This is a genomic window from Sphingomonas sp. SL1004, assembly GCF_057815015.1.
On sequence record NZ_JBYMUX010000001.1, the window covers coordinates 2,175,726 to 2,194,101 of the forward strand.

Sequence of the window (18,376 nt, forward strand, 5' to 3'; positions counted from 1 at the left end):
TTTCCCGCGCTCGATCAACGGATAAGGGTCGATGCTTCAGTGCAGGGCGTTCAAACCATCATGACATCGGCGAGTACGTTCAAGCGCCTTTTGGCAATCGCACTGTTCGGAACTGCGCTTGCCGGTTGCGGATCAGCATCGCGGCCCAGCCCGCCGGCGGTCGCACCCTTGCATCAGGCCGAAGGGTTCGTCTCGATTCCCGTACCGCCGCCGTTGCCGCGTACGCCACGCCCCGCGCCGGCCAGCCTGGTCAACGCGATCTCCGAATTACAGAGCGGGTTTCAGGGCAAAGCTGGCATTGCGGTCCGTGCGGTCGACGATGGCTGGACGGTCGAGGCGGGCGGACGCCAGTTGCTGCCGCAGCAGTCGGTCAGCAAGCTGTGGGTCGCACTGACCGTCATGGACCTGCGCGACCAGGGCAAACTTCGCCTCGACGAACCGATCGTCGTCGGGCCGCAGGACCTGACGCTGTTCCATCAGCCGATCGCGATGCTGGTCAAGGGCGACGGCTATCACACCACGATCAACGACCTGCTGACGCGCGCGCTAACGCATAGCGACAATACGGCGAACGACCGGCTGCTGACGCGCGTCGGCGGGCCTTCCGCGGTGCGATCCATGATCGAGCGCAAACAGCTTGGGGCGATCCGCTTCGGCCCTGGTGAACGACTATTGCAGAGCGGCACCGCGGGGCTCGTCTGGCAGCCGTCCTATGCAGTCAATGGCGGCTTCATGACCGCGCGCAATCGGCTGTCGCCTGCCGTGCGCGAGGCGGCGCTGAACGCATATGTCCGTAATCCGCCCGACGGCGCTGCGCCGATCGCGATCGCCGATTCGCTCGCGCGGCTGGCAAAGGGTCATCTGCTGTCGGAAACGTCGACCAAGATCCTGCTCGACACGATGGGCCGGTCGGTCACCGGCCGCGCCCGCCTGCGTGCCGCGCTGCCGGGCGGTTGGGAGATCGCACACAAGACCGGCACCGGCCAGGACCTCGGCCGCCGCAACGCCGGCTTCAACGACGTCGGCCTGCTCACCGCCCCGGACGGTCGCCGCTACGCAATCGCGGTGATGATCGGCGACACGATCCGGCCAATGCCCGAGCGGCAGCGGCTTATCCAGGCGGCGGCGGCGGCGGTTGCCACCTACGCCGGGGCCACGCGGTCTTCGAACTGAAAGTAGCGGTTCGGGGGTACGCCACCCAGCGTCCGTCACCCCGGACTGGTTCCGGGGTCCACCGTTCCGCGAACTCACGTCTATCTAGCGTGCGGAGCGGTGGATGCCGGAACGAGCCCGGCATGACGGGGCAGCCTCAGTCGAACCCGTTCGCCAGAAACCGCTCCGCCACCGCACAGTGGATCGCGATGCCGTGCGCCATCACGCGCTCGTCGATCGTCATCTTCGTGTTGTGGAGCGGCGGGTTGGTGCGGGGGTCGCTGCCTTCGGGTGCTGCGCCGATGAAGGCCATCGCGCCGGGGAGCTTTTGGAGCACGTAGGAGAAGTCTTCCGCGCCCATCATCGGCGGCATCACCTGATACGCGCCCTCGCCGCCGATCGCAGTCGCACACGCCTTCATCAGGTCGGTCGCACGCTCGTCGTTGACGGTCACCGGATAGCCTTCCTCGATCGACGGCGTGCCGACCGCGCCGTGCGCGGCGGCGATGCCCTCGACCATGCGGATGAACGCGGCGCGAACCTGTTCGCGCGTGCGCTCAGACAGCGTCCGCATCGTGCCGAGCATCTCGACCGTCGAGGGGATGACGTTGTGCGCGCTGCCGGCGTTGAGCTTGGTGATCGAGAGCACGGCGGGGTCGGTGACAGCGACCTGCCGCGCGACATAGGTCTGCAAGGCCGTGACGATCTCGCAGGCGATCGGCAGCGGATCGAGGCAGTCGTGCGGCATCGCGGCGTGGCCGCCGCGGCCGGTGATCGTCGCGCGCAGCGTGTCCGTCGACGCCATCAGCGTACCGGCGCGGCTGACGACATGCCCCATCGGCATGTTGGGCGAGATGTGGAGCGCGAAGCCTGCCTCGGGCAGCGGCGCATCGAGCAGGCCGTCGGCGATCATGTGACGGGCGCCGTGATGGCCCTCTTCGCCGGGCTGGAACATGAAGACGACCGTGCCCGGTAGCTCGTCGCGACGTGCGCAGAGCGCCTTGGCCGCGCCGACAAGCATCGCGGTATGCGAGTCGTGGCCACAAGCGTGCATCGCGCCGTCGATCTTGGAGGCGAACGGCAGACCGGTTTCCTCCTGCATCGGCAGCGCATCCATGTCGCCGCGCAGCAGCACCGTGCGGCCATTACCGCCGGCATTGCCGCCGCGCCCGCCGCGCAGGATCGCCACGAAGCCGGTGGTCGAGGTGCCCTCGCGGATTTCGAGCGGGAGACCGGCGAGCGCGGCCTTCACCTTGTCCGACGTGCGGGGACAGTGGAGGCCGACTTCGGGGTCGGCGTGGATTGCACGGCGAAGTGCGATCGCGTCGTCGAGGCTGTCCTCGCCGATGGCGGTCCAGTCGGTCGGGGCCCAGTCGGTGGTGGATTCGAAATCGAGGGACATGGTTTGCTCCTTGAAACGCTTGACCACCACCCCGGCGAAGGCCGGGGCCCAATTGGAAAGGTCGATGTAACGGAACGCCGTCCGACGTTACCTTCGTTTCCCAATTGGGCCCCGGCCTTCGCCGGGGTGGTGCTTCTCTTGGGACGTATCTCGCCCCTCAATCATGAAGACAGCCTACCCCCGGAATAGCCCGCCTAAAACCCCGCGCAGTACCGTGCCGACCAAGCCGCCGCTCGACGACGACCGCCGCGACTTGGTGCCGAACACCTGCTTGCCGATCTCGTTGGCCACCTGCCGGCCGATCGACGAACTCGCCGCCCGCGTCGCGGAGGTCGCCATCTTGGTCCAGGGGGAGTTCGCCGCCTCGCGGTCGGCTTCGCGCTGCTGGCGATCGGCCTCTCGCTGTTCCGTAACCCGAGCCCGCTCCGCCTCTTTCGCCGCTTTGGCATCGAGCTTTGCCTGGGTGGCGGCGGCCTTCTCGGCTTCGGTCGTCGCCTTCGCTTCGGCAGCGGCAGCGCTCGCCTCCTGCGTCTTGGCGGCCAGCAATTCCTCCGCCGACTCGCGATCGACCAGCGTGTCGTATTTCGCGCCGACAGCGTCGGTCTCGATCATCACTTTTCGCTCGGCCGGGGTGATCGGGCCGACCCGCGAGGCAGGCGGCTTGATCAGCGTGCGCTCGACCGGCGTCGGCGCGCCGTCCGCCTGGAGCAGCGACACCAGCGCTTCACCCACCTTCAGTTCAGTGATGATCGTCGCGACATCGACGCCGGGGTTGGCGCGGAACGTCTCCGCGGCCGAGCGCACCGCCGCCTGATCGCGTGGGGTGAAGGCGCGGAGCGCATGCTGGACCCGGTTGCCGAGCTGCCCCGCCACCGCGTCGGGAATATCGATCGGGTTCTGCGTGATAAAATAGACACCGACGCCCTTCGAGCGGATCAGTCGTACGACCTGTTCGATCTTCTCCAGCAGCGCCTTGGGAGCTTCGTCGAACAGCAGATGTGCCTCGTCGAAGAAGAAGCAGAGCACCGGCTTGTCGGGATCGCCGACCTCGGGGAGGTGCTCGAACAACTCGCTCATGAGCCACAGCAGGAAGGTCGCGTACAGCTTGGGCGAGGCCATCAGCTTGTCGGCGGCGAGGATGTTGACGATCCCCCTGCCCCGGTCGTCTGTACCGATGAAATCGTTCATCTCGAGCGCGGGTTCGCCGAAGAAATTCTCCGCGCCCTGCGTGCGCAACTGGAGCAGCGAACGCTGGATCGCGCCGATCGACTGTTTCGAGACGTTGCCGTACGTGACCGTCAGCTCGTCCGCGCGGCCTGCGCAGTCGGTCAGCATCGCCTGGAGATCGTCGAGGTCGATCAGCAGCAACCCCTCCTTGTCGGCGACGTGGAAGGCGATCGTCAGCACGCCCTCCTGCACCTCGTTCAGGTCCATCAGCCGCGCCAGCAGCAGCGGCCCCATCTCGCTGATCGTGGTGCGGATCGGATGCCCCTGCTCGCCGAACAGGTCCCAGAACTGCACGGGGTTGTCGGCATAGGCCCAGCCATCGTCGCCGATCGCTTTCGCGCGCTCGGCGAAGGTCGCATGCGTCTTCGCGGTCGGCGAGCCGGCCATCGCGAGACCGGACAGATCACCCTTCACGTCGGCGACGAAGCACGGCACGCCGTTTGCCGAGAAGCCCTCGATGATCCCCTGCAGCGTCACGGTCTTGCCGGTCCCGGTCGCACCCGCGATCAGGCCGTGGCGGTTGGCGCGCTTCAATTCCAGCGTCTGCGGCTTGCCGTCCACGCTCGCGCCGATGAAGATGCCGTCGCTCATGCTTGTGTCCTCAATTACCCGCGCAACCCTAACCCCGTGCCGTGCAAAGAAAAAGGACCGCCGCTCGGGGTGAGCGACGGTCCTTTCAGTCGATCGTGTCAGTCGTGGGTTACTTGATCTTCACCGCGATGAACGCGCTCGCACCGCGGCCACGCTGCACGAGCAAGAGCACCTGCGGACGACCCGCCGCCTTCGCCTGTGTCACCGCTGCCGCGAGATCGGTCGCGGTCCGCACCGGCGCGCCGTTGACTGCCGAGATCACATCGCCGCGCTTCAGCTTGCCATAGGCATCGCTCGACTGATCGACCTGCGCGATTACGACACCCTGCACGGTCGCATCGACGCCGATCGAGCGTGCGATCGCTGGAGTCAGCGGCTGCACGGTCATGCCGATGCCGTTGCCCGTAGCCGGAGTCACCGCACCGGGCGTATCGTCGTCGCCATCTGCACTGAAATCGTCGTCGCCGCCGCCCACGAGTGCTTGCAGCTTCTCGGCTGATGGACGCTCCGCGACGGTGACATTGACGACCTGTGGACGACCGCTGCGCAGCACATCGAGCCGTGCGACCTGTCCCGGCGTCACGCGCGACACGAGGTACGACAGCGTCTGGTCCGCGCTGACCGGCTGACCGTTGACCTTGGTCACCACGTCGCCGAGCTTCAGGCCACCGCGTGCTGCCGGGCCGTCCGGCTCGACGCGTGCGATCAACTCACCCTGGTTCTTGGGAATGCCGAGTGCCGCCGCGGCATCGTCGTCGACCGGACCGCCGAGGCTGACGCCAAGATAGCCGCGCTTGATCGAGCCGCCCTTCATGAATGTCTCGATGATCGGCTTGGCCTGCTCCGCGGGAATTGCGAAGCCGATGCCGATATTGCCGCCCGACTGGCTGAAGATCTGGCTGTTGATACCGATCACGTTGCCGTTCAGATCGAACATCGGGCCACCGGAATTGCCCTGGTTGATCGAGGCGTCGGTCTGGATGAAGCGGTCATACGCGCCGCCCTGCCCGGTGACGCGGTTGATCGCCGATATGATGCCGGCCGTGACCGTACCGCCGAGACCGAACGGCTCGCCGATCGCGACTACCCAATCGCCGACACGCGCGCGCGACGAATCGCCGAACCGAACGAACGGCAGGTTCTGTGCCTCGATCTTCAGCAGCGCGAGATCGGAATCCTGATCTTGGCCGATGACCTTGGCGACATATTCCTTCTTGTCGGTCAGCGTGACCGTGATCGAATTGACCGTCGCCCCCTTGGCACCGGGCCGGATCACGTGCGCGTTGGTAACGACATAGCCGTCCGGCGAAATCAGGAAGCCCGAGCCGAGCGAGGCGCCTTCGCGCTTCACCGGCGCGCCGCCCTGGCCGCCGCCGCCCATGCCGCCGAACAGGTCGCCGAACGGAGTCCCCGCGAACGGGTTGGCCTGCTGCGCCTGGACGATGGTCTGCTTGGTCGAGATGTTGACGACCGCCGGCTGAAGCTTGGCGACCATGTCGGCAAAGCTCATCGGAGCACCGGGGCGCGGGGCTGCGGCCTGGATCTGGCCGGGGTCGTTCTGTGCGACCTGGGCGGCGCCGGGCTGGAGCGCGAGCGTCGCAGTTGCACCGCCGAGGAGAAGAGCACTGGTAATGGCGTAGGCGTAACGCACTAGATGTTGTCCTCTCGTTTCATCAATCGAAACAGCTACCGCGTAGGCACGCCGTTCTGAACGATGCTTGAATATGAACCGGTATCGAAAGGTTCCGCAGGCTTAACGCCCGCGGCCCTCGAATTCCCGCAGATAACTGTTGCTCGGCGAAAGAATGATCGAGGTCGATCCTTCGGGTGCCGGCCCGCCATCCGCGCCGAACGTATGCCGATACGACTGCATCGCGCGGTAGAAGTCGTAGAAGTCGGCGTCCTTGCCGAAGCTCTCGGCATAGATCTTCGCCGAATCCGCATCGGCTTGGGCACGGACGATCTGCGCCTGCTTCTGGCCCTCGGCACGGATCGTGATCGCCTCTTGCTGGCGCGCGCTCGACATGCGCTTGAGCGCGCTTTCGAGCGGCAGGCCGACGGGGAGGTTCGCCTGCTTGATCCGGACGTCGACGATCTCGACGCCGTACTGGCTGGCGACACGCTGGAGGCCCTTCTGGATGTTGTCCATCAGTTCCGACCGCTCGGGGCTCAGTAACTCGACGAAGCGGCGCTTGCCGAGTTCGTTGCGCAACGCAGAGCCGAGGATCGGGCGAAGCTGATCGGGGATCCGGTCCTCGCTGCCGACCGCGTTGCGCATTTTCCGCGGATCGACGATCCGGTAGCGCGCATACGCATCGACCTCGAGCCGCAGCTGGTCGGTCGACAGCACCAGCGTGTTGTCGAGTTCGAGATCCTGCACGCGCTTGTCGATCCAGACGATCCGGTCGACGAACGGGATGCGTGCGATCAGGCCGGCGCCAGTCTGGCCAAACGCGGTGTTGGGCTGCCACGCGTTGACCGTGCGGATCGGCTGACCGAAGCGCAGGATTACCGCCTGCTTGGTCTCGGGGACGATCGCGAAGGTCGATGCGGCAAGAATCACCAACAGCAGCGCGACGATGCCGGCGACGATCGGGTTGCGGAAACTTACGGCGTTCACTGGGCAGCTCCAGACTGGGGGGCAGCCGCCGCGGCAGGCGCTGGCGTCGACTGAACAGCCTCGGGGTTCGGCAAACGCTTGGCGTTCGACAGCGGCAGGTACGGCACAACCCCGCCCGGCGTCTCGACGATCGTCTTGTCGCTCTTGGCGAGCACCGCCTCCATCGTCTCGTAATACATGCGACGACGCGTCACCTCGGGGGCAAGCTTGTACTGCTCGTACACCTTGTCGAACGACGCGGCCTCGCCCTGTGCTCGCGCGACGACCTGTTGCGCGTAGGAGCGCGACTGGTTGAGGTTGGCGATCGCCTCCTGCTGCGCGGCCGTGACCGCGTTGAAGTCCTCGACGATCCGTGCGGGCGCGGCGGCCTGCTTGATCGCGACGCCCTGGATACGGACGCCGGACTTGTAGTCGTTGAGGATCTGCTGCGTCAGTTCGGCGACGCGCTGCTCGATCACGGTGCGGCCGGTACCGATCGCCTGATCCAGCGTCGTCGTAGCCACTACTGCGCGCATCGCGCTCTCGGCGGCGGCGCGGACGGTGTCGTTCGGCTCGGCAAGCTGGAACACGTAATCGCGCGGATCGGCGATGTCCCAGCGGACCGAATAGGCGAGGTCGATGATGTTCTGGTCGCCGGTCAGCGTCAGATTCTCGCCATCGCCGACGGGAAAGTTGTCGGTGCGGATCTTCTGCACGTCGACCACCGTCACGTCGGCGATCGGCGCCGGCATCGTCAGGCGAACGCCCGGATCGAGCGTGCCGGCGTATTTGCCGAAATAGGTGACGACGCCGCGCTGCTGCGGGCCAATCTGATGCACCGAGGTGAACAGGATCCACACGACCGCGATGATCGCGACGCCGATCGCCCAGAGCGCGCGGGCGTTGGCGCCCGACGGCAGGCCTCCGAAGCCGCCCGTGCCGCCGCCACCGCCGCCCGATCCGCGCGCTTTGCGCAGGAACTCGTCGAGCGCAGTCGGCTTGGCTGCAGGCTTGCGACCGCCGGGCGGCAAGGCCCAGGGGTTGCGCGGGCCAGAATTACCGTCGTCGCCCGAGCCGCCCCAGGGGCCTTTCGGTGTTTCGGTGGCGAGGATATCGGGACGCCGGAACCAGCGCGAGAAGATCGTCATACCAACCTTTATAGGTGTGCGGCGGCGGAAAAACAGTGCCAAGCGCCCTTAGCGGCCCTATCTGGCCCGGATGATCGATATCGAAGCGGTAAAGGCGGCGGTTGCTGCAGTAGCGGGCAAGCGGGCGACCGTCCGGCTCGAAGGAACGCGAGCGGGCATCATCATCGATGCGACCGGGCTAGACCCGCAGGCACGCGATGCGCTGGAGGCGACCGTGCGGATGGCCGCGACGCAGCCCGGCGTCTCCGAAGTGCGTATCGCCGTCACCGCCGAACGCTCGACCCGCCGTCTGATCGCAGTCGCCAGCGGCAAGGGCGGCGTCGGCAAGTCAACGCTCGCCGCCAACCTCGCGATCGCGATGTCGCGCGCGGGTCGCCGTGTCGGGCTGGTCGACGCCGATATCTACGGGCCGTCGCAGCCGCGCCTGATGAACGTCGAGGGCACCCGCCCGACCGCGAAGGACAAGGTGCTCGATCCGGTCCCAACCCCGTACGGTGTGCCGCTATTGTCGATGGGCCAGCTCGTCGAGCCGGGCAAGGCGATCGCTTGGCGAGGGCCGATGGCGGCGGGCGCGCTCGGCCAGCTGGTCGAGGCGGACTGGGGCGCGACCGATACGCTGGTGCTCGATCTCCCGCCCGGCACCGGCGATGTCCAGCTGACGATGGTCCAGAAATACCGGCCCGCAGGCGCAGTGATCGTCTCCACCCCGCAGGATCTCGCGCTGATCGACGCGCGCCGCGCGATCGACCTGTTCGAGAAGGCCGGCATCCCGATCATCGGGTTGGTCGAGAACATGGCCGGCTATGTCTGCCCGCATTGCGGCGAGGCGTCGGACCCGTTCGGCAATGGCGGCGCGGAAGCGGCGGCGCGCGAGCTGGGCATCCCGTTCCTCGGACGCGTGCCGCTGACGATCTCGATCCGCACGGCGTCTGACGCGGGCACGCCGCCGGCTTCGAACCCCGACGATACGGTGTTCATGCCGATAGCGGCTCAGGTCGTCGCATGGCTCGGAAAACTGTGAAACTCGCGGGCCTGATCTACGTTGTCTGATTACCGGTCGTACCGAGCGGCCTTCTGCCACGGTACGAGCGGACCAGGTTTCTTCTTCAAGGAGGCATCGATGCCGTTGACCGCCGATGCCGACATCAAGGCCCTGCTCGAAGGTGCGCGGACGATCGCAATGATCGGCGCCTCCGACCGTCCCGACCGCCCGTCCTACGGCGTCATGGCCAAGCTTCAGGCGCATGGCTACCGCGTAATCCCGGTCAATCCACAGATCACCGGCGAGCATGTCCACGGCGAATTCGTCTTCCGCGACCTGTCGCAGTTGGGCGACCCGATCGACATCGTCGACATTTTCCGTAACTCGGCCGCGGCCGGCGAAGCGGTCGATCAGGCTATTTCAGTCGGCGCAAAAGCGGTGTGGATGCAACTCGGCGTCATCAACGAAGAAGCGGCAGCACGCGCCGAAGCTGCAGGGCTGCAAGTGGTGATGGATCGCTGCCCGGCAATCGACATTCCCCGACTCGGAGTCGCCAAGATCGAGCCATGATGCTTGCTCCTTCGGACGATCGCGGTCAGGTTGCGTGTCAGTCCGGGAGACGCCGATGCTGGTCATGCTGCTATCGATACTGATCGAAGACCCGCTGATGGCGACCGCGAAGGCGCGGATGGCCGCCGAGCGCCCCTGCCCGACCAGTGTCGATGCGACAGACATCACGGTCTGCGGCATGCGAACCGCCGATCGGTTTCGCGTGCCATTCGTCGTCCATGACGCCGGTGATCCCAAGCATGAAAGCCTCAGGGACGAACGCACCCGCCTGCTCCACCGCACCTCGCCGCTCGCCGATCTCAGCCCCTTCCAGGTCGGCGGCGGGATGGCAGGCGTCACCATGACGGTCGGGGGCGAAGGCGGCACGTCGTTCCGCAAGCCGGCGCCGTAAGGCCCGCGCCGCGCCATAGGAATCCAGTATGATCGCCGTACTTCTATCTGCCCTGCTTCAGGTGGCCGCGGCCCCGGTTGCGCCGCCGGTGCCCGAGCGTTTCTCGATCCTCGTCGATCCGTGCGCCACGCAGACGCAGGACGGCAATGAAGTGGTCGTCTGCGGCAAGTCCGCGACGACGACCCCTCGCCTGCCGATGCGCGATGATCGCGGTCCGCCCGACCACGCGGTTGCCTCCAACCCCAACCTCACCGCCGTCCGCGCGCTGGAGTTGTCGGATACACCGTGTGCCGCTCGACAGGGAGGATGCCAGGTCGGCTTCGGCCCACCAATCGCCCCGATCGCCAAGGCCGCAGTCGGGCTCATCAAGAGCGCGTTGGCGAAAAAGCCCGACAAGAGCGGCCGCGTGCCGATCGATCTCGACGGCCCCGTCGGCACGGTGAACTAGGCGAAGCGACGTAACGGGGGCGCACGATGATCCTGCTGCTGGTACTGCTGCAAGCTGCCGCATCGGCACCGCCGGCGAGACCGATCGTCGCGCCGCCGCCGCCGCGCTGGTCGATCCTCAATCCGCCCGCGTGCCCCGGTTCGAGTCCGACCGAGGTGATCGTCTGCGGCGGCAAGGGCACGGCCGAGCAGCGCCTCCCGCTGCCCGGCGAACGCCCGCCGCAGGATCGTCCACGCCAACCGACCGGCGATCCGCGCGCGGCGCTCGACAATAGCGGGCCGGTGTGTCCGCCGGGGGGATGCACGGGCGTCGACCTGTTCACGGTCCCGGTCGTGCTGATCCGCGGCATCGGCGCGCTGATCGATCCGCATAGCTGTTGCGAGAATAACGAGGGCAAGGATGCCATGGCGCTGGTGCGCGACGTCGGGCGGAAGTTTCGGAAGAAGCCGGACAAGTCGAACCGCGTGCCGATCGTGCTGGATGAGCCGGTGAAGTAGGGTTGGCGCAGCGCATCACCTCAGCACGACCGCCTTCGCGGGAGAACAAGGAGGAGGTTGCTTTGCTATCCACCACCCCGGCGAAGGCCGGGGCCCAATTGGAAAGGTTGCAGTGACGGCGCCCAGTCCGCCGTTACAACCGTCCCCCAATTGGGCCCCGGCCTTCGCCGGGGTGGTTGCGTCCCGTGGTAGCGAGCCCCCTCAATCCAGAATATGCATCCACATCGGCTGGCCCACGAGACTCTGCGACCCGCGCAGCTTCTCCAACGCCTGTGCGATCGAGCGTTCCGGGCTTTCATGCGTGACGATCGCCACCAGCACGCTGCCATCCGCAATCGCCCCCCGCTGGATCAGGCTCTCGATCGAGACCCCCGCGTCACGCATCGCCGCCGCGATCTCCGCCAGCACCCCGACCCGGTCCGCGACGGTGAACCGCAAATACGCACGCCCCCGCCGCTCGCCACTGTCCGCTTTCGGCGCCGCCGTAAGCGACACCACCGGCATCGCGAACGGCGGGCCGAACTCGCCCCGCGCGATGTCGATCAGGTCGGCCACCACCGCGCTCGCGGTCGGGCCATCGCCCGCGCCTGCGCCCTGGAACAGCAGCCGCCCGACGAAATTGCCTTCCGCCACGACTGCATTGAGCGATCCGGTGACATGCGCCAGCGGGTGATCGATCGGCACGAGATGCGGATGGACGCGCTGGAACAGCCCGTCGGCGCCCGCTTCCGCCAGACCGAGCAGCCGCACGCGGTACCCCAAAGCCGCTGCCTCGGCGATATCCGCGCCCAGCAGATGCCGGATGCCGCTGATCGCGACGTCGTCGAACGCCGGCTGCGTCCCAAACGCGACCGCCGCGAGGATCGACAACTTGTGTGCCGCGTCGACGCCATCGATGTCGAAGCTCGGATCGGATTCCGCGAACCCCAGCGCCTGCGCTTCCGCCAGAACCTCGGCGAAGTCGCGACCTTCCGATTCCATCTTCGAAAGGATGAAATTGCAGGTGCCGTTGAGGATGCCGTAGACACGGGCGATCTCGTTGGCCGCCGCGCCTTCACGCAAGCCCTTTATGACCGGGATTCCCCCCGCGACCGCCGCCTCGAACTTCAGAGCCACGCCCGCCGACTCCGCGGCTTGCGCGAGTTCCAAACCGTGATGCGCGATCATTGCCTTGTTTGCCGTGACGAAACTCCGCCCCGCCGCCAGCGTGCTGCGTGCGAGCGTCAACGCCGGGCCATCGGAACCACCGATCAGCTCGACCACGACATCCGCGCCCGGCTGCTTCGCCAGTGCGGTCGTGTCGTCGACCCACGCGAAGCGCGACAGATCGACGCCGCGATCCTTGCCGCGATCGCGCGCGGAGACCGCGACGATCTCGATCTCGCGCCCCGCCCGCCGCGCAATCAACTCGCGGTTCGCATCAAGCAGCCGGATCACGCCGCCGCCTACCGTCCCAAGTCCCGCAAGGGCCACGCGCAATGGTTCGCTCATTTTCGTCCTCCATTCGCGCGTCCGGTTACGTTTCGCGCGACGTTTGCGCAATCCTGATGACGCGTACGCATGCGCACTCTATCTGGGCGGCATGACCGGCCGCTTCGACCACCTCCCCAACCGCCGCACGATCGTCGATCGTCGCGCGCTTGCCGAAACCATCGCGGCATTGGAGGGCGTGGACGCCACCGCCCTCCGCCGCGAGGCGACAACGTTGTTGAAGGCGGCGCTCGACGCCGGTCGCGCCGAAGTCGAGCGTCGACTGGTCGAGCATCCTTCGCGCGGGCTCGAAGCGGCTGGCGCGCAGGCCTATCTGATCGACCAACTGCTGCGCGTATTGTTCGATTTTACCGTCCACCGCCTTTACCCCCTGCCCAACCCGACCTCCGGCGAGCGGCTGACGCTGATCGCGGTCGGCGGCTATGGCCGGGCAGAGATGGCACCACATTCGGACGTCGATATCGGCTTTCTCACTCCCGGCAAGCAGACCCCCTGGGCCGAGCGCGTCATCGAATCAATGCTCTATGCGCTGTGGGATCTCGGGCTGAAGCTGGGCCAGTCCAGTCGCTCGCTCGACGAAATGGTCCGTCAGGCAAAAGCAGACGTCACCGTCCGCACTGCGTTGCTGGAGGCGCGCTATGTCTGCGGCGACACCGAACTCTATGAACAGGCATCACACCGCTTCAAGACCGAAGTGCAGGCGGACACCGCCCGCGTCTTCATCGCCGACAAGCTCGCCGAGCGCGACGCGCGCCACCGGAAGATGGGCGACACGCGCTACGTCGTCGAACCCAACATCAAGGAGGGCAAGGGCGGCTTGCGCGATCTTCACGCTTTGTTTTGGATCGGCAAATACATCTACGACGTCCAGCGCGCGGCCGAACTTGTCGAGGTCGGGCTGTTCACCAAGGCCGAATACCGCCTGTTCCACCGCGCCGACAATTTCTTTCAGGCGGTGCGCTGCCATCTGCACAGCATCACCGGCCGTGCCGAGGATCGCCTGACGTTCGATCTGCAGCGCGAGATCGCCGACCGGATGCGATTCTCCGACCGACCCGGCAAATCGAAGGTCGAGCGGTTCATGCAGTTCTATTTCCTGCAGGCCAAGACGGTCGGTACGCTGAGCGGGGTGTTCCTCGCACATCTGGACGAGAAGTTCGCCGCCCGTGGACGGCGTTTCGGGCTGCCGACGATCCGCCGTAGCCCACGCAAGCTCAACGGCTTCGTGCTCGACCGGGGGCGGCTGGCGCTACCGACCGACGACTTCTTCAAGGCCGACCCTGGCCGGCTGATCGAGATTTTCCAGCTCGCCGACAAGCACGGTGTCGAAATTCACCCGCTCGCGATGCGCGCCGCCGCGCGCGACGCGAAGCTGGTCGACGACGTGCGCAACAGCCCGAGCGCCAACGCACTGTTCCTCGACGTGCTGACCTCGCCGCGCGATCCCGAACTGGTGCTGCGCTGGATGAACGAGACGGGCGTGTTCGGCCGGTTCGTGCCCGATTTCGCGCGCGTGGTCGCGCAGATGCAGTTCGACATGTATCATCACTACACCGTCGACGAGCACACCATCCGCGCGATCGGACTGCTCGCGCGGATCGAGAGTGGCGTACTAAAGGAAGAGCATCCGCTCGCCAGTGCGATCTTCGAACAGATCGTGTCGCGGCGTGCGCTGTATGTGGCCGTGCTGCTGCACGACATCGCCAAGGGTCGTGGTGGCGATCATTCGATTTTGGGCGCAGAAGTCGCGCAACGGCTTTGCCCGCGCTTTGGGCTGACCGCAGCGGAGACAGAAACGGTCGCGTGGCTGGTTCGCTGGCATCTGCTGATGTCCGCGACAGCCTTCAAGCGCGACCTCAGCGATTTCAAGACGATCCTAGACTTTTGCGACGTCGTACAAAGCCCGGAACGCCTGCGCCTGTTATTGACGCTTACGATCGTCGACATCCGAGCGGTCGGCCCCGCTGTATGGAACGGCTGGAAACGCCAATTGCTTGGCGACCTGTACGAAGCGGCCGAGGAAGTGCTCCGTCTCGGCCACAAGCAAAAGGGTCGTGTCGAGCGGATTGCCGCCAAGCAGTCGCGTCTGCGCGACGAACTCGGCTGGACCGAGGAAGCGTTTGCAACGCTCGTGCGTCGGCTCCCGGAAGCCTATTGGATCGCCGAGCCCGAGGACGTGCTGGTGCACAACGCCCGCTTCCTCGCCAATACCGGTGAGGCGCAACTCGCGATCGACGCGCATGTCTATCCAGGGCGCGGCGCGACGTTGGTTACGATCTACGCAGCCGATCATCCCGGGCTGTTCTACCGTATCGCAGGCGCGATCCATGTTGCCGGCGGCAATATCATCGACGCGCGGATCCACACGACTCGAGATGGCATGGCGGTCGACAATTTCCTGGTACAGGATCCGTTCGGGCGGCCATTCGATGAAACCGGACAGCTTGCCCGACTGAAGACCGCGATCGAGGATGCACTCGCCAACCGCGGCAAGCTTGCCGACCGGCTGGTGGCCAAGCCCCTCCCCCGCACCCGCGCGGAGGCGTTCGACATCGTTCCGAATGCGCTGGTCGACAACAAGGCCTCGAACCGCTTCACGGTGGTCGAGGTCAATGCGCGCGATCGTCCGGCGTTGCTCAACCAGCTCGCCAACGCGCTGTTCCAGTCGAAGGTGACGATCCATTCCGCGCACGTCGCGACGTACGGCGAACGCGCGGTGGATACGTTCTACATCACCGACCTGACGGGGGACCGCATTACGGCGCCGGCGCGGTTGAAGACGCTTGAGCGGCGGCTGCTGGCGGCGGCGGCGGGGGAAGAGATCGACCTGGCGGCTTAGCGGCGTCTGCAATCCTCGCTTGCGAGGGGAGGAATGGGACATGAAAAAGCCGGCCTGCACCTTGGTGCGGACCGGCTTTTCCTACTCCTGCCGGACGTTCAAAAACGCGAGCGGAGCGTCAGGCCGTAGGTACGTGGTTCGCCCAGGTACGACGAGAAGATCTGGTTCGCCGTCGTGCCGAACGCCTGGGTCTGCGCCTGGCTGCCAGCGCCCTGGAACGGCGCATTGAACGCGACCTGCTGGTAGTTCGTATCGAGCAGGTTCTGCGCCCAGACTTCAAGGGCCCATTTCTGCTGCGGGCCACGGATGCCGACGCGGGCATTCATCAGGAAGAAACCGTCCTGCGCCTTTTCGGGGAACAGGTCGGAGCCGGTGTTGTAGTCGCTAGTCATGCGGCCATCGACGTAGAACAGCGCGGTCATCCCCGACGATCCAATATCCGGCGTCCACGCGGTCGATGCGGTTACGGTATGCTTCGGCGCGTTCGACAGGGTGCTGCCCGACAGCAGGAACAGTGCCGGATCGAGCGCCTGACCTGATTCGCTGCCGACCAGATTGTTACGGAAGCGCGTGTTCGTGTAGGTGTAGCCGAGGTTCACCGTGTAGTTTGGTGCCGGGAACAGTCCTGCTTCGAGCTCGAAGCCCTGAGACACGACGCCGTATTTGACGTCGCCGGTGCAGACACCCGTGGCTGCGCTTGCATCGCGATCGGCACCGTTGAGGCTGGTACCGCAGGTGCTGATGTTCTGGACGATGAAGTTCGTGCCGTTGAAGGTGTTCAGCTGGAAGTTCTTGAACTCCTGACGGAAGCCCGCGACGTTGAAGGTGAAGTCCTTCGACGTGAACTTGAGGCCGAGTTCGTACGAATTTACCGTCTCGGGATCGAACCGCAGATTGGCGGCACTTGCATTGGTCGGCGATGCGAACACGTTTGCGGTCAAATCCGAGCGGTCGAGATTGTAACCGCCCGCCTTGTAGCCACGCGAATACGACGCATACAGCAAGGTGTCGGTGCGCGGCTTGTACGAGATCACGCCGGTGCCGGTGAACTCGCCTTCCTTGAAGCTGTTGTTCAGATCGAGCGCATTCAGTGCCGAGGTCGAGTTGCCCGTGCAGGTCAGCGTAATGATGCCACCTGCGATCTGCTGTGCGGCGGCCGGGATGGTCGTGCTGCCGACGATGCCGCCGAGACCACCCTGCGCGAGTGGTGCCTGCTGCGCCGGGCAGATCGTGTTGTTGTTGTTGAAATCGCCGTGGAAGTCTTTCGCTTCATGCGTGTAGCGAAGGCCGCCGGTGATCGACAGTTTATCGGTCAGCTTGAAGATGTTGTGCGTAAAGAACGCGTAATTCTCGCTGTCCTGATAATAAGTCGAGCGAACGTCGCCACGATCGTTGAGCGTGCTCAGGCGATTGAGGCCGTTGACGATCGAAGGACCGAGTGCACCGAAGGCCGCGGTGACCGTGGCGATGCCGGGGCCGCTGAGACAGCCCGGTGCGGTCGGATTGCGCAGCGCGGCAACGGGGCTTATCGTCGCGACGATACGGCAGGCCGCGAATGCGCCATATTGCGTGCCGAACTTCAAATTGTCGGCAACGACCAGGTCTTCCTTCGAATAATAGCCACCGATCAGCCAGTCGAGCTTGTCGTTGAACAGCGAGCCGTTCAGGCGGACTTCCTGGCTGAAGGTGTGGAACTGACGGTAGCTGTTGCCGTCGTCAGGACGATAGCCGATGTCCAGGCTGCCATAGTCGATATCGGCAGCACCGCCCGATTTGTATTCGCGGTATGCCGTGATCGACGTCAGCGATGCGCCGCCGAGATTGATGTCGATCTGGCCGGAGCCACCGTAATCGGTCGTGACGTTCGAATAGGCCCGGCCAGGCGAATTGGCGATGCGGCGGTTGTACGGGTCGCCCGCGCTGGGGAACACCGCGCCAAGGCTCTGCATGACCTGAACGATGCGATTGCCGGCAGGGTTGATCGCGAAGTCACCGGGCGTGCCGGGAGTCGGATCGATCTTCTCCTGCGTGTTGATGTAGACCGCGCCGCAGCACTTTTCGTCGCGGTGCGTATAGTCGCCGATCAGCCGGACGGTGACGTCGGACGAGGGCTCGAACAGCAGCTGACCCCGGACGAAATAGCGGTTGCGATCGTTGTAATCGGTCTTGTTGATGACGTCGTAATAGAAGCCGTCGCGCTTGCCGAACACGCCGTCGAGCCGAAACGCCAGCTTGTCCTGGACGATCGGCCCGGTCAGGCCGCCGGCAATACGGACATTGTTGTAGTTGCCATAGGTCGCCTCGGCATAGCCACCAAACTTGTACGACGGCAGCTTCGTCAGGATATTTATCGAGCCGGCCGTCGCGTTACGACCCGACAACGTGCCCTGTGGCCCGCGCAACACTTCGATACGATCGACTTCGCCGAGATCGTTCAGGCCCGACCCCGTGCGGCTGCGATAGACGCCGTCGATGAACACCGCGACCGAGCTTTCGAGACCGGGATTGTCCCCGACCGTACCGATGCCGCGGACGCGGGCGGAGGCGTTGGCCTCGCTGCCAGTCGAGGAGATCAGCAGCGACGGCACGAGCTGCGTCGCCTGACGAATATCGTTCGCGCCGGTGTTTTCCAGCGCAGCCGAGCCGACAGCCGAGACCGCGATCGGCACGTTCGACAAACGCTCGGAACGGCGCGTCGCGGTGATGACGATGTCGCTGGCATTGCCAGCCGACTGAAGCGGCGCGGCGACTGGTGCCTGCCCCGCATCCACTGACCCCGCGCCTGCGCCCGATGCGGTAGTGGTCGCCTGGGCTTCCGGCTGCGTGGTCGGCACGTCCTGCGCGAATGCCGGCGTGACGAAGGCTGCAGTCGCAACGGCGGACAACAGATATGCGGTCATACGCATCGGCATTCTCTCCTGGATATTCGAATATTTTCGAACTTATGGTTTGGCCGATTGGTAGAGATATACATACGGTCACGTCTAGTAATTTCCGCATCCGGAAAGCAGTTTTTGAATACCGTGTCTCCAAATCGCA

General features: G+C 65.5%; 14 protein-coding genes. 7 read left to right on the forward strand and 7 right to left on the reverse strand.

Translation table 11 applies throughout. The features are described 5' to 3' along the window. Nucleotides 1-60: 60 nt before the first annotated feature. The gene (locus tag AC3D24_RS09765) at nucleotides 61-1,173 is read left to right on the forward strand and encodes a serine hydrolase (RefSeq protein WP_489030193.1); all 1,113 of its coding nucleotides are present in this window, start codon (nucleotides 61-63) and stop codon (nucleotides 1,171-1,173) included. 136 nt (nucleotides 1,174-1,309) lie between these two features. On the opposite strand, the gene AC3D24_RS09770 is transcribed toward AC3D24_RS09765, so the two are convergent. The 5 genes from AC3D24_RS09770 to hflK form a co-directional block, all read right to left on the reverse strand. Further along, entirely contained in the window at nucleotides 1,310-2,554 is a 1,245-nt protein-coding gene (locus AC3D24_RS09770) for a M20 metallopeptidase family protein (RefSeq protein ID WP_489030195.1), read from the reverse strand. A 174-nt stretch (nucleotides 2,555-2,728) separates the two neighbouring features. After that, nucleotides 2,729-4,372 carry a helicase HerA-like domain-containing protein gene (locus AC3D24_RS09775; protein WP_489030197.1) on the reverse strand — a complete coding sequence of 548 codons (1,644 nt, stop codon included), beginning with the start codon at nucleotides 4,370-4,372 and terminating at the stop codon, nucleotides 2,729-2,731. Between the two features lie 109 nt (nucleotides 4,373-4,481). After that, on the reverse strand, nucleotides 4,482-6,023 hold the full coding sequence (locus AC3D24_RS09780) for a Do family serine endopeptidase (RefSeq protein ID WP_489030199.1): 1,542 nt from the start codon (nucleotides 6,021-6,023) through the stop codon (nucleotides 4,482-4,484). A gap of 102 nt (nucleotides 6,024-6,125) precedes the next feature. Continuing rightward, entirely contained in the window at nucleotides 6,126-6,992 is an 867-nt protein-coding gene (hflC, locus tag AC3D24_RS09785; protein ID WP_489030201.1) for a protease modulator HflC, read from the reverse strand. Then, nucleotides 6,989-8,119, reverse strand: coding sequence for a protease modulator HflK (gene hflK, locus AC3D24_RS09790; RefSeq protein ID WP_489030203.1), 1,131 nt, complete (start codon nucleotides 8,117-8,119; stop codon nucleotides 6,989-6,991). Before hflK ends, hflC begins: the two co-directional genes overlap by 4 nt. A gap of 70 nt (nucleotides 8,120-8,189) precedes the next feature. Here hflK and AC3D24_RS09795 point away from each other — a divergent pair, with 70 nt between their 5' ends. The 5 genes from AC3D24_RS09795 (at nucleotide 8,190) to AC3D24_RS09815 (ending at nucleotide 11,007) form a co-directional block, all read left to right on the forward strand. Beyond that, the gene (locus AC3D24_RS09795) at nucleotides 8,190-9,140 is read left to right on the forward strand and encodes an Mrp/NBP35 family ATP-binding protein (protein ID WP_489030205.1); all 951 of its coding nucleotides are present in this window, start codon (nucleotides 8,190-8,192) and stop codon (nucleotides 9,138-9,140) included. A gap of 99 nt (nucleotides 9,141-9,239) precedes the next feature. Next, the gene (locus AC3D24_RS09800) at nucleotides 9,240-9,671 is read left to right on the forward strand and encodes a CoA-binding protein (RefSeq protein WP_489030207.1); all 432 of its coding nucleotides are present in this window, start codon (nucleotides 9,240-9,242) and stop codon (nucleotides 9,669-9,671) included. Nucleotides 9,672-9,726: 55 nt separating this feature from the next. Further along, the gene (locus tag AC3D24_RS09805; protein ID WP_132896124.1) at nucleotides 9,727-10,062 is read left to right on the forward strand and encodes a hypothetical protein; all 336 of its coding nucleotides are present in this window, start codon (nucleotides 9,727-9,729) and stop codon (nucleotides 10,060-10,062) included. A 28-nt stretch (nucleotides 10,063-10,090) separates the two neighbouring features. Further along, the gene (locus AC3D24_RS09810) at nucleotides 10,091-10,510 is read left to right on the forward strand and encodes a hypothetical protein (protein WP_332755539.1); all 420 of its coding nucleotides are present in this window, start codon (nucleotides 10,091-10,093) and stop codon (nucleotides 10,508-10,510) included. Between the two features lie 26 nt (nucleotides 10,511-10,536). After that, nucleotides 10,537-11,007 (forward strand): hypothetical protein, encoded by a 471-nt coding sequence (locus AC3D24_RS09815; protein ID WP_489030209.1) that lies wholly within the window; start codon nucleotides 10,537-10,539, stop codon nucleotides 11,005-11,007. A 201-nt stretch (nucleotides 11,008-11,208) separates the two neighbouring features. On the opposite strand, the gene AC3D24_RS09820 is transcribed toward AC3D24_RS09815, so the two are convergent. Then, a complete protein-coding gene (locus tag AC3D24_RS09820) occupies nucleotides 11,209-12,498 on the reverse strand; it encodes a homoserine dehydrogenase (RefSeq protein WP_489030211.1) in 1,290 nt (429 codons plus the stop codon). Between the two features lie 91 nt (nucleotides 12,499-12,589). Between AC3D24_RS09820 and AC3D24_RS09825 the strand changes: the two genes are divergently transcribed. After that, nucleotides 12,590-15,337, forward strand: a complete 2,748-nt coding sequence (locus tag AC3D24_RS09825) for a [protein-PII] uridylyltransferase (protein ID WP_489033121.1) — start codon at nucleotides 12,590-12,592, stop codon at nucleotides 15,335-15,337. Between the two features lie 98 nt (nucleotides 15,338-15,435). Here AC3D24_RS09825 and AC3D24_RS09830 read toward each other — a convergent pair whose 3' ends face one another. Then, nucleotides 15,436-18,243 (reverse strand): TonB-dependent receptor, encoded by a 2,808-nt coding sequence (locus AC3D24_RS09830; RefSeq protein ID WP_489030213.1) that lies wholly within the window; start codon nucleotides 18,241-18,243, stop codon nucleotides 15,436-15,438. Nucleotides 18,244-18,376: the final 133 nt, after the last annotated feature.

Coding starts and splice junctions, on each gene's coding strand:
- AC3D24_RS09765 (WP_489030193.1), top strand. CDS start 61: ATGACATCGGCGAGTACGTTCAAGCGCCTTTTGGCAATCGCACTGTTC.
- AC3D24_RS09770 (WP_489030195.1), bottom strand. CDS start 2,554: ATGTCCCTCGATTTCGAATCCACCACCGACTGGGCCCCGACCGACTGG.
- AC3D24_RS09775 (WP_489030197.1), bottom strand. CDS start 4,372: ATGAGCGACGGCATCTTCATCGGCGCGAGCGTGGACGGCAAGCCGCAG.
- hflK (WP_489030203.1), bottom strand. CDS start 8,119: ATGACGATCTTCTCGCGCTGGTTCCGGCGTCCCGATATCCTCGCCACC.
- AC3D24_RS09795 (WP_489030205.1), top strand. CDS start 8,190: ATGATCGATATCGAAGCGGTAAAGGCGGCGGTTGCTGCAGTAGCGGGC.
- AC3D24_RS09800 (WP_489030207.1), top strand. CDS start 9,240: ATGCCGTTGACCGCCGATGCCGACATCAAGGCCCTGCTCGAAGGTGCG.
- AC3D24_RS09805 (WP_132896124.1), top strand. CDS start 9,727: ATGCTGGTCATGCTGCTATCGATACTGATCGAAGACCCGCTGATGGCG.
- AC3D24_RS09810 (WP_332755539.1), top strand. CDS start 10,091: ATGATCGCCGTACTTCTATCTGCCCTGCTTCAGGTGGCCGCGGCCCCG.
- AC3D24_RS09815 (WP_489030209.1), top strand. CDS start 10,537: ATGATCCTGCTGCTGGTACTGCTGCAAGCTGCCGCATCGGCACCGCCG.
- AC3D24_RS09820 (WP_489030211.1), bottom strand. CDS start 12,498: ATGAGCGAACCATTGCGCGTGGCCCTTGCGGGACTTGGGACGGTAGGC.
- AC3D24_RS09825 (WP_489033121.1), top strand. CDS start 12,590: ATGACCGGCCGCTTCGACCACCTCCCCAACCGCCGCACGATCGTCGAT.
- AC3D24_RS09830 (WP_489030213.1), bottom strand. CDS start 18,243: ATGCGTATGACCGCATATCTGTTGTCCGCCGTTGCGACTGCAGCCTTC.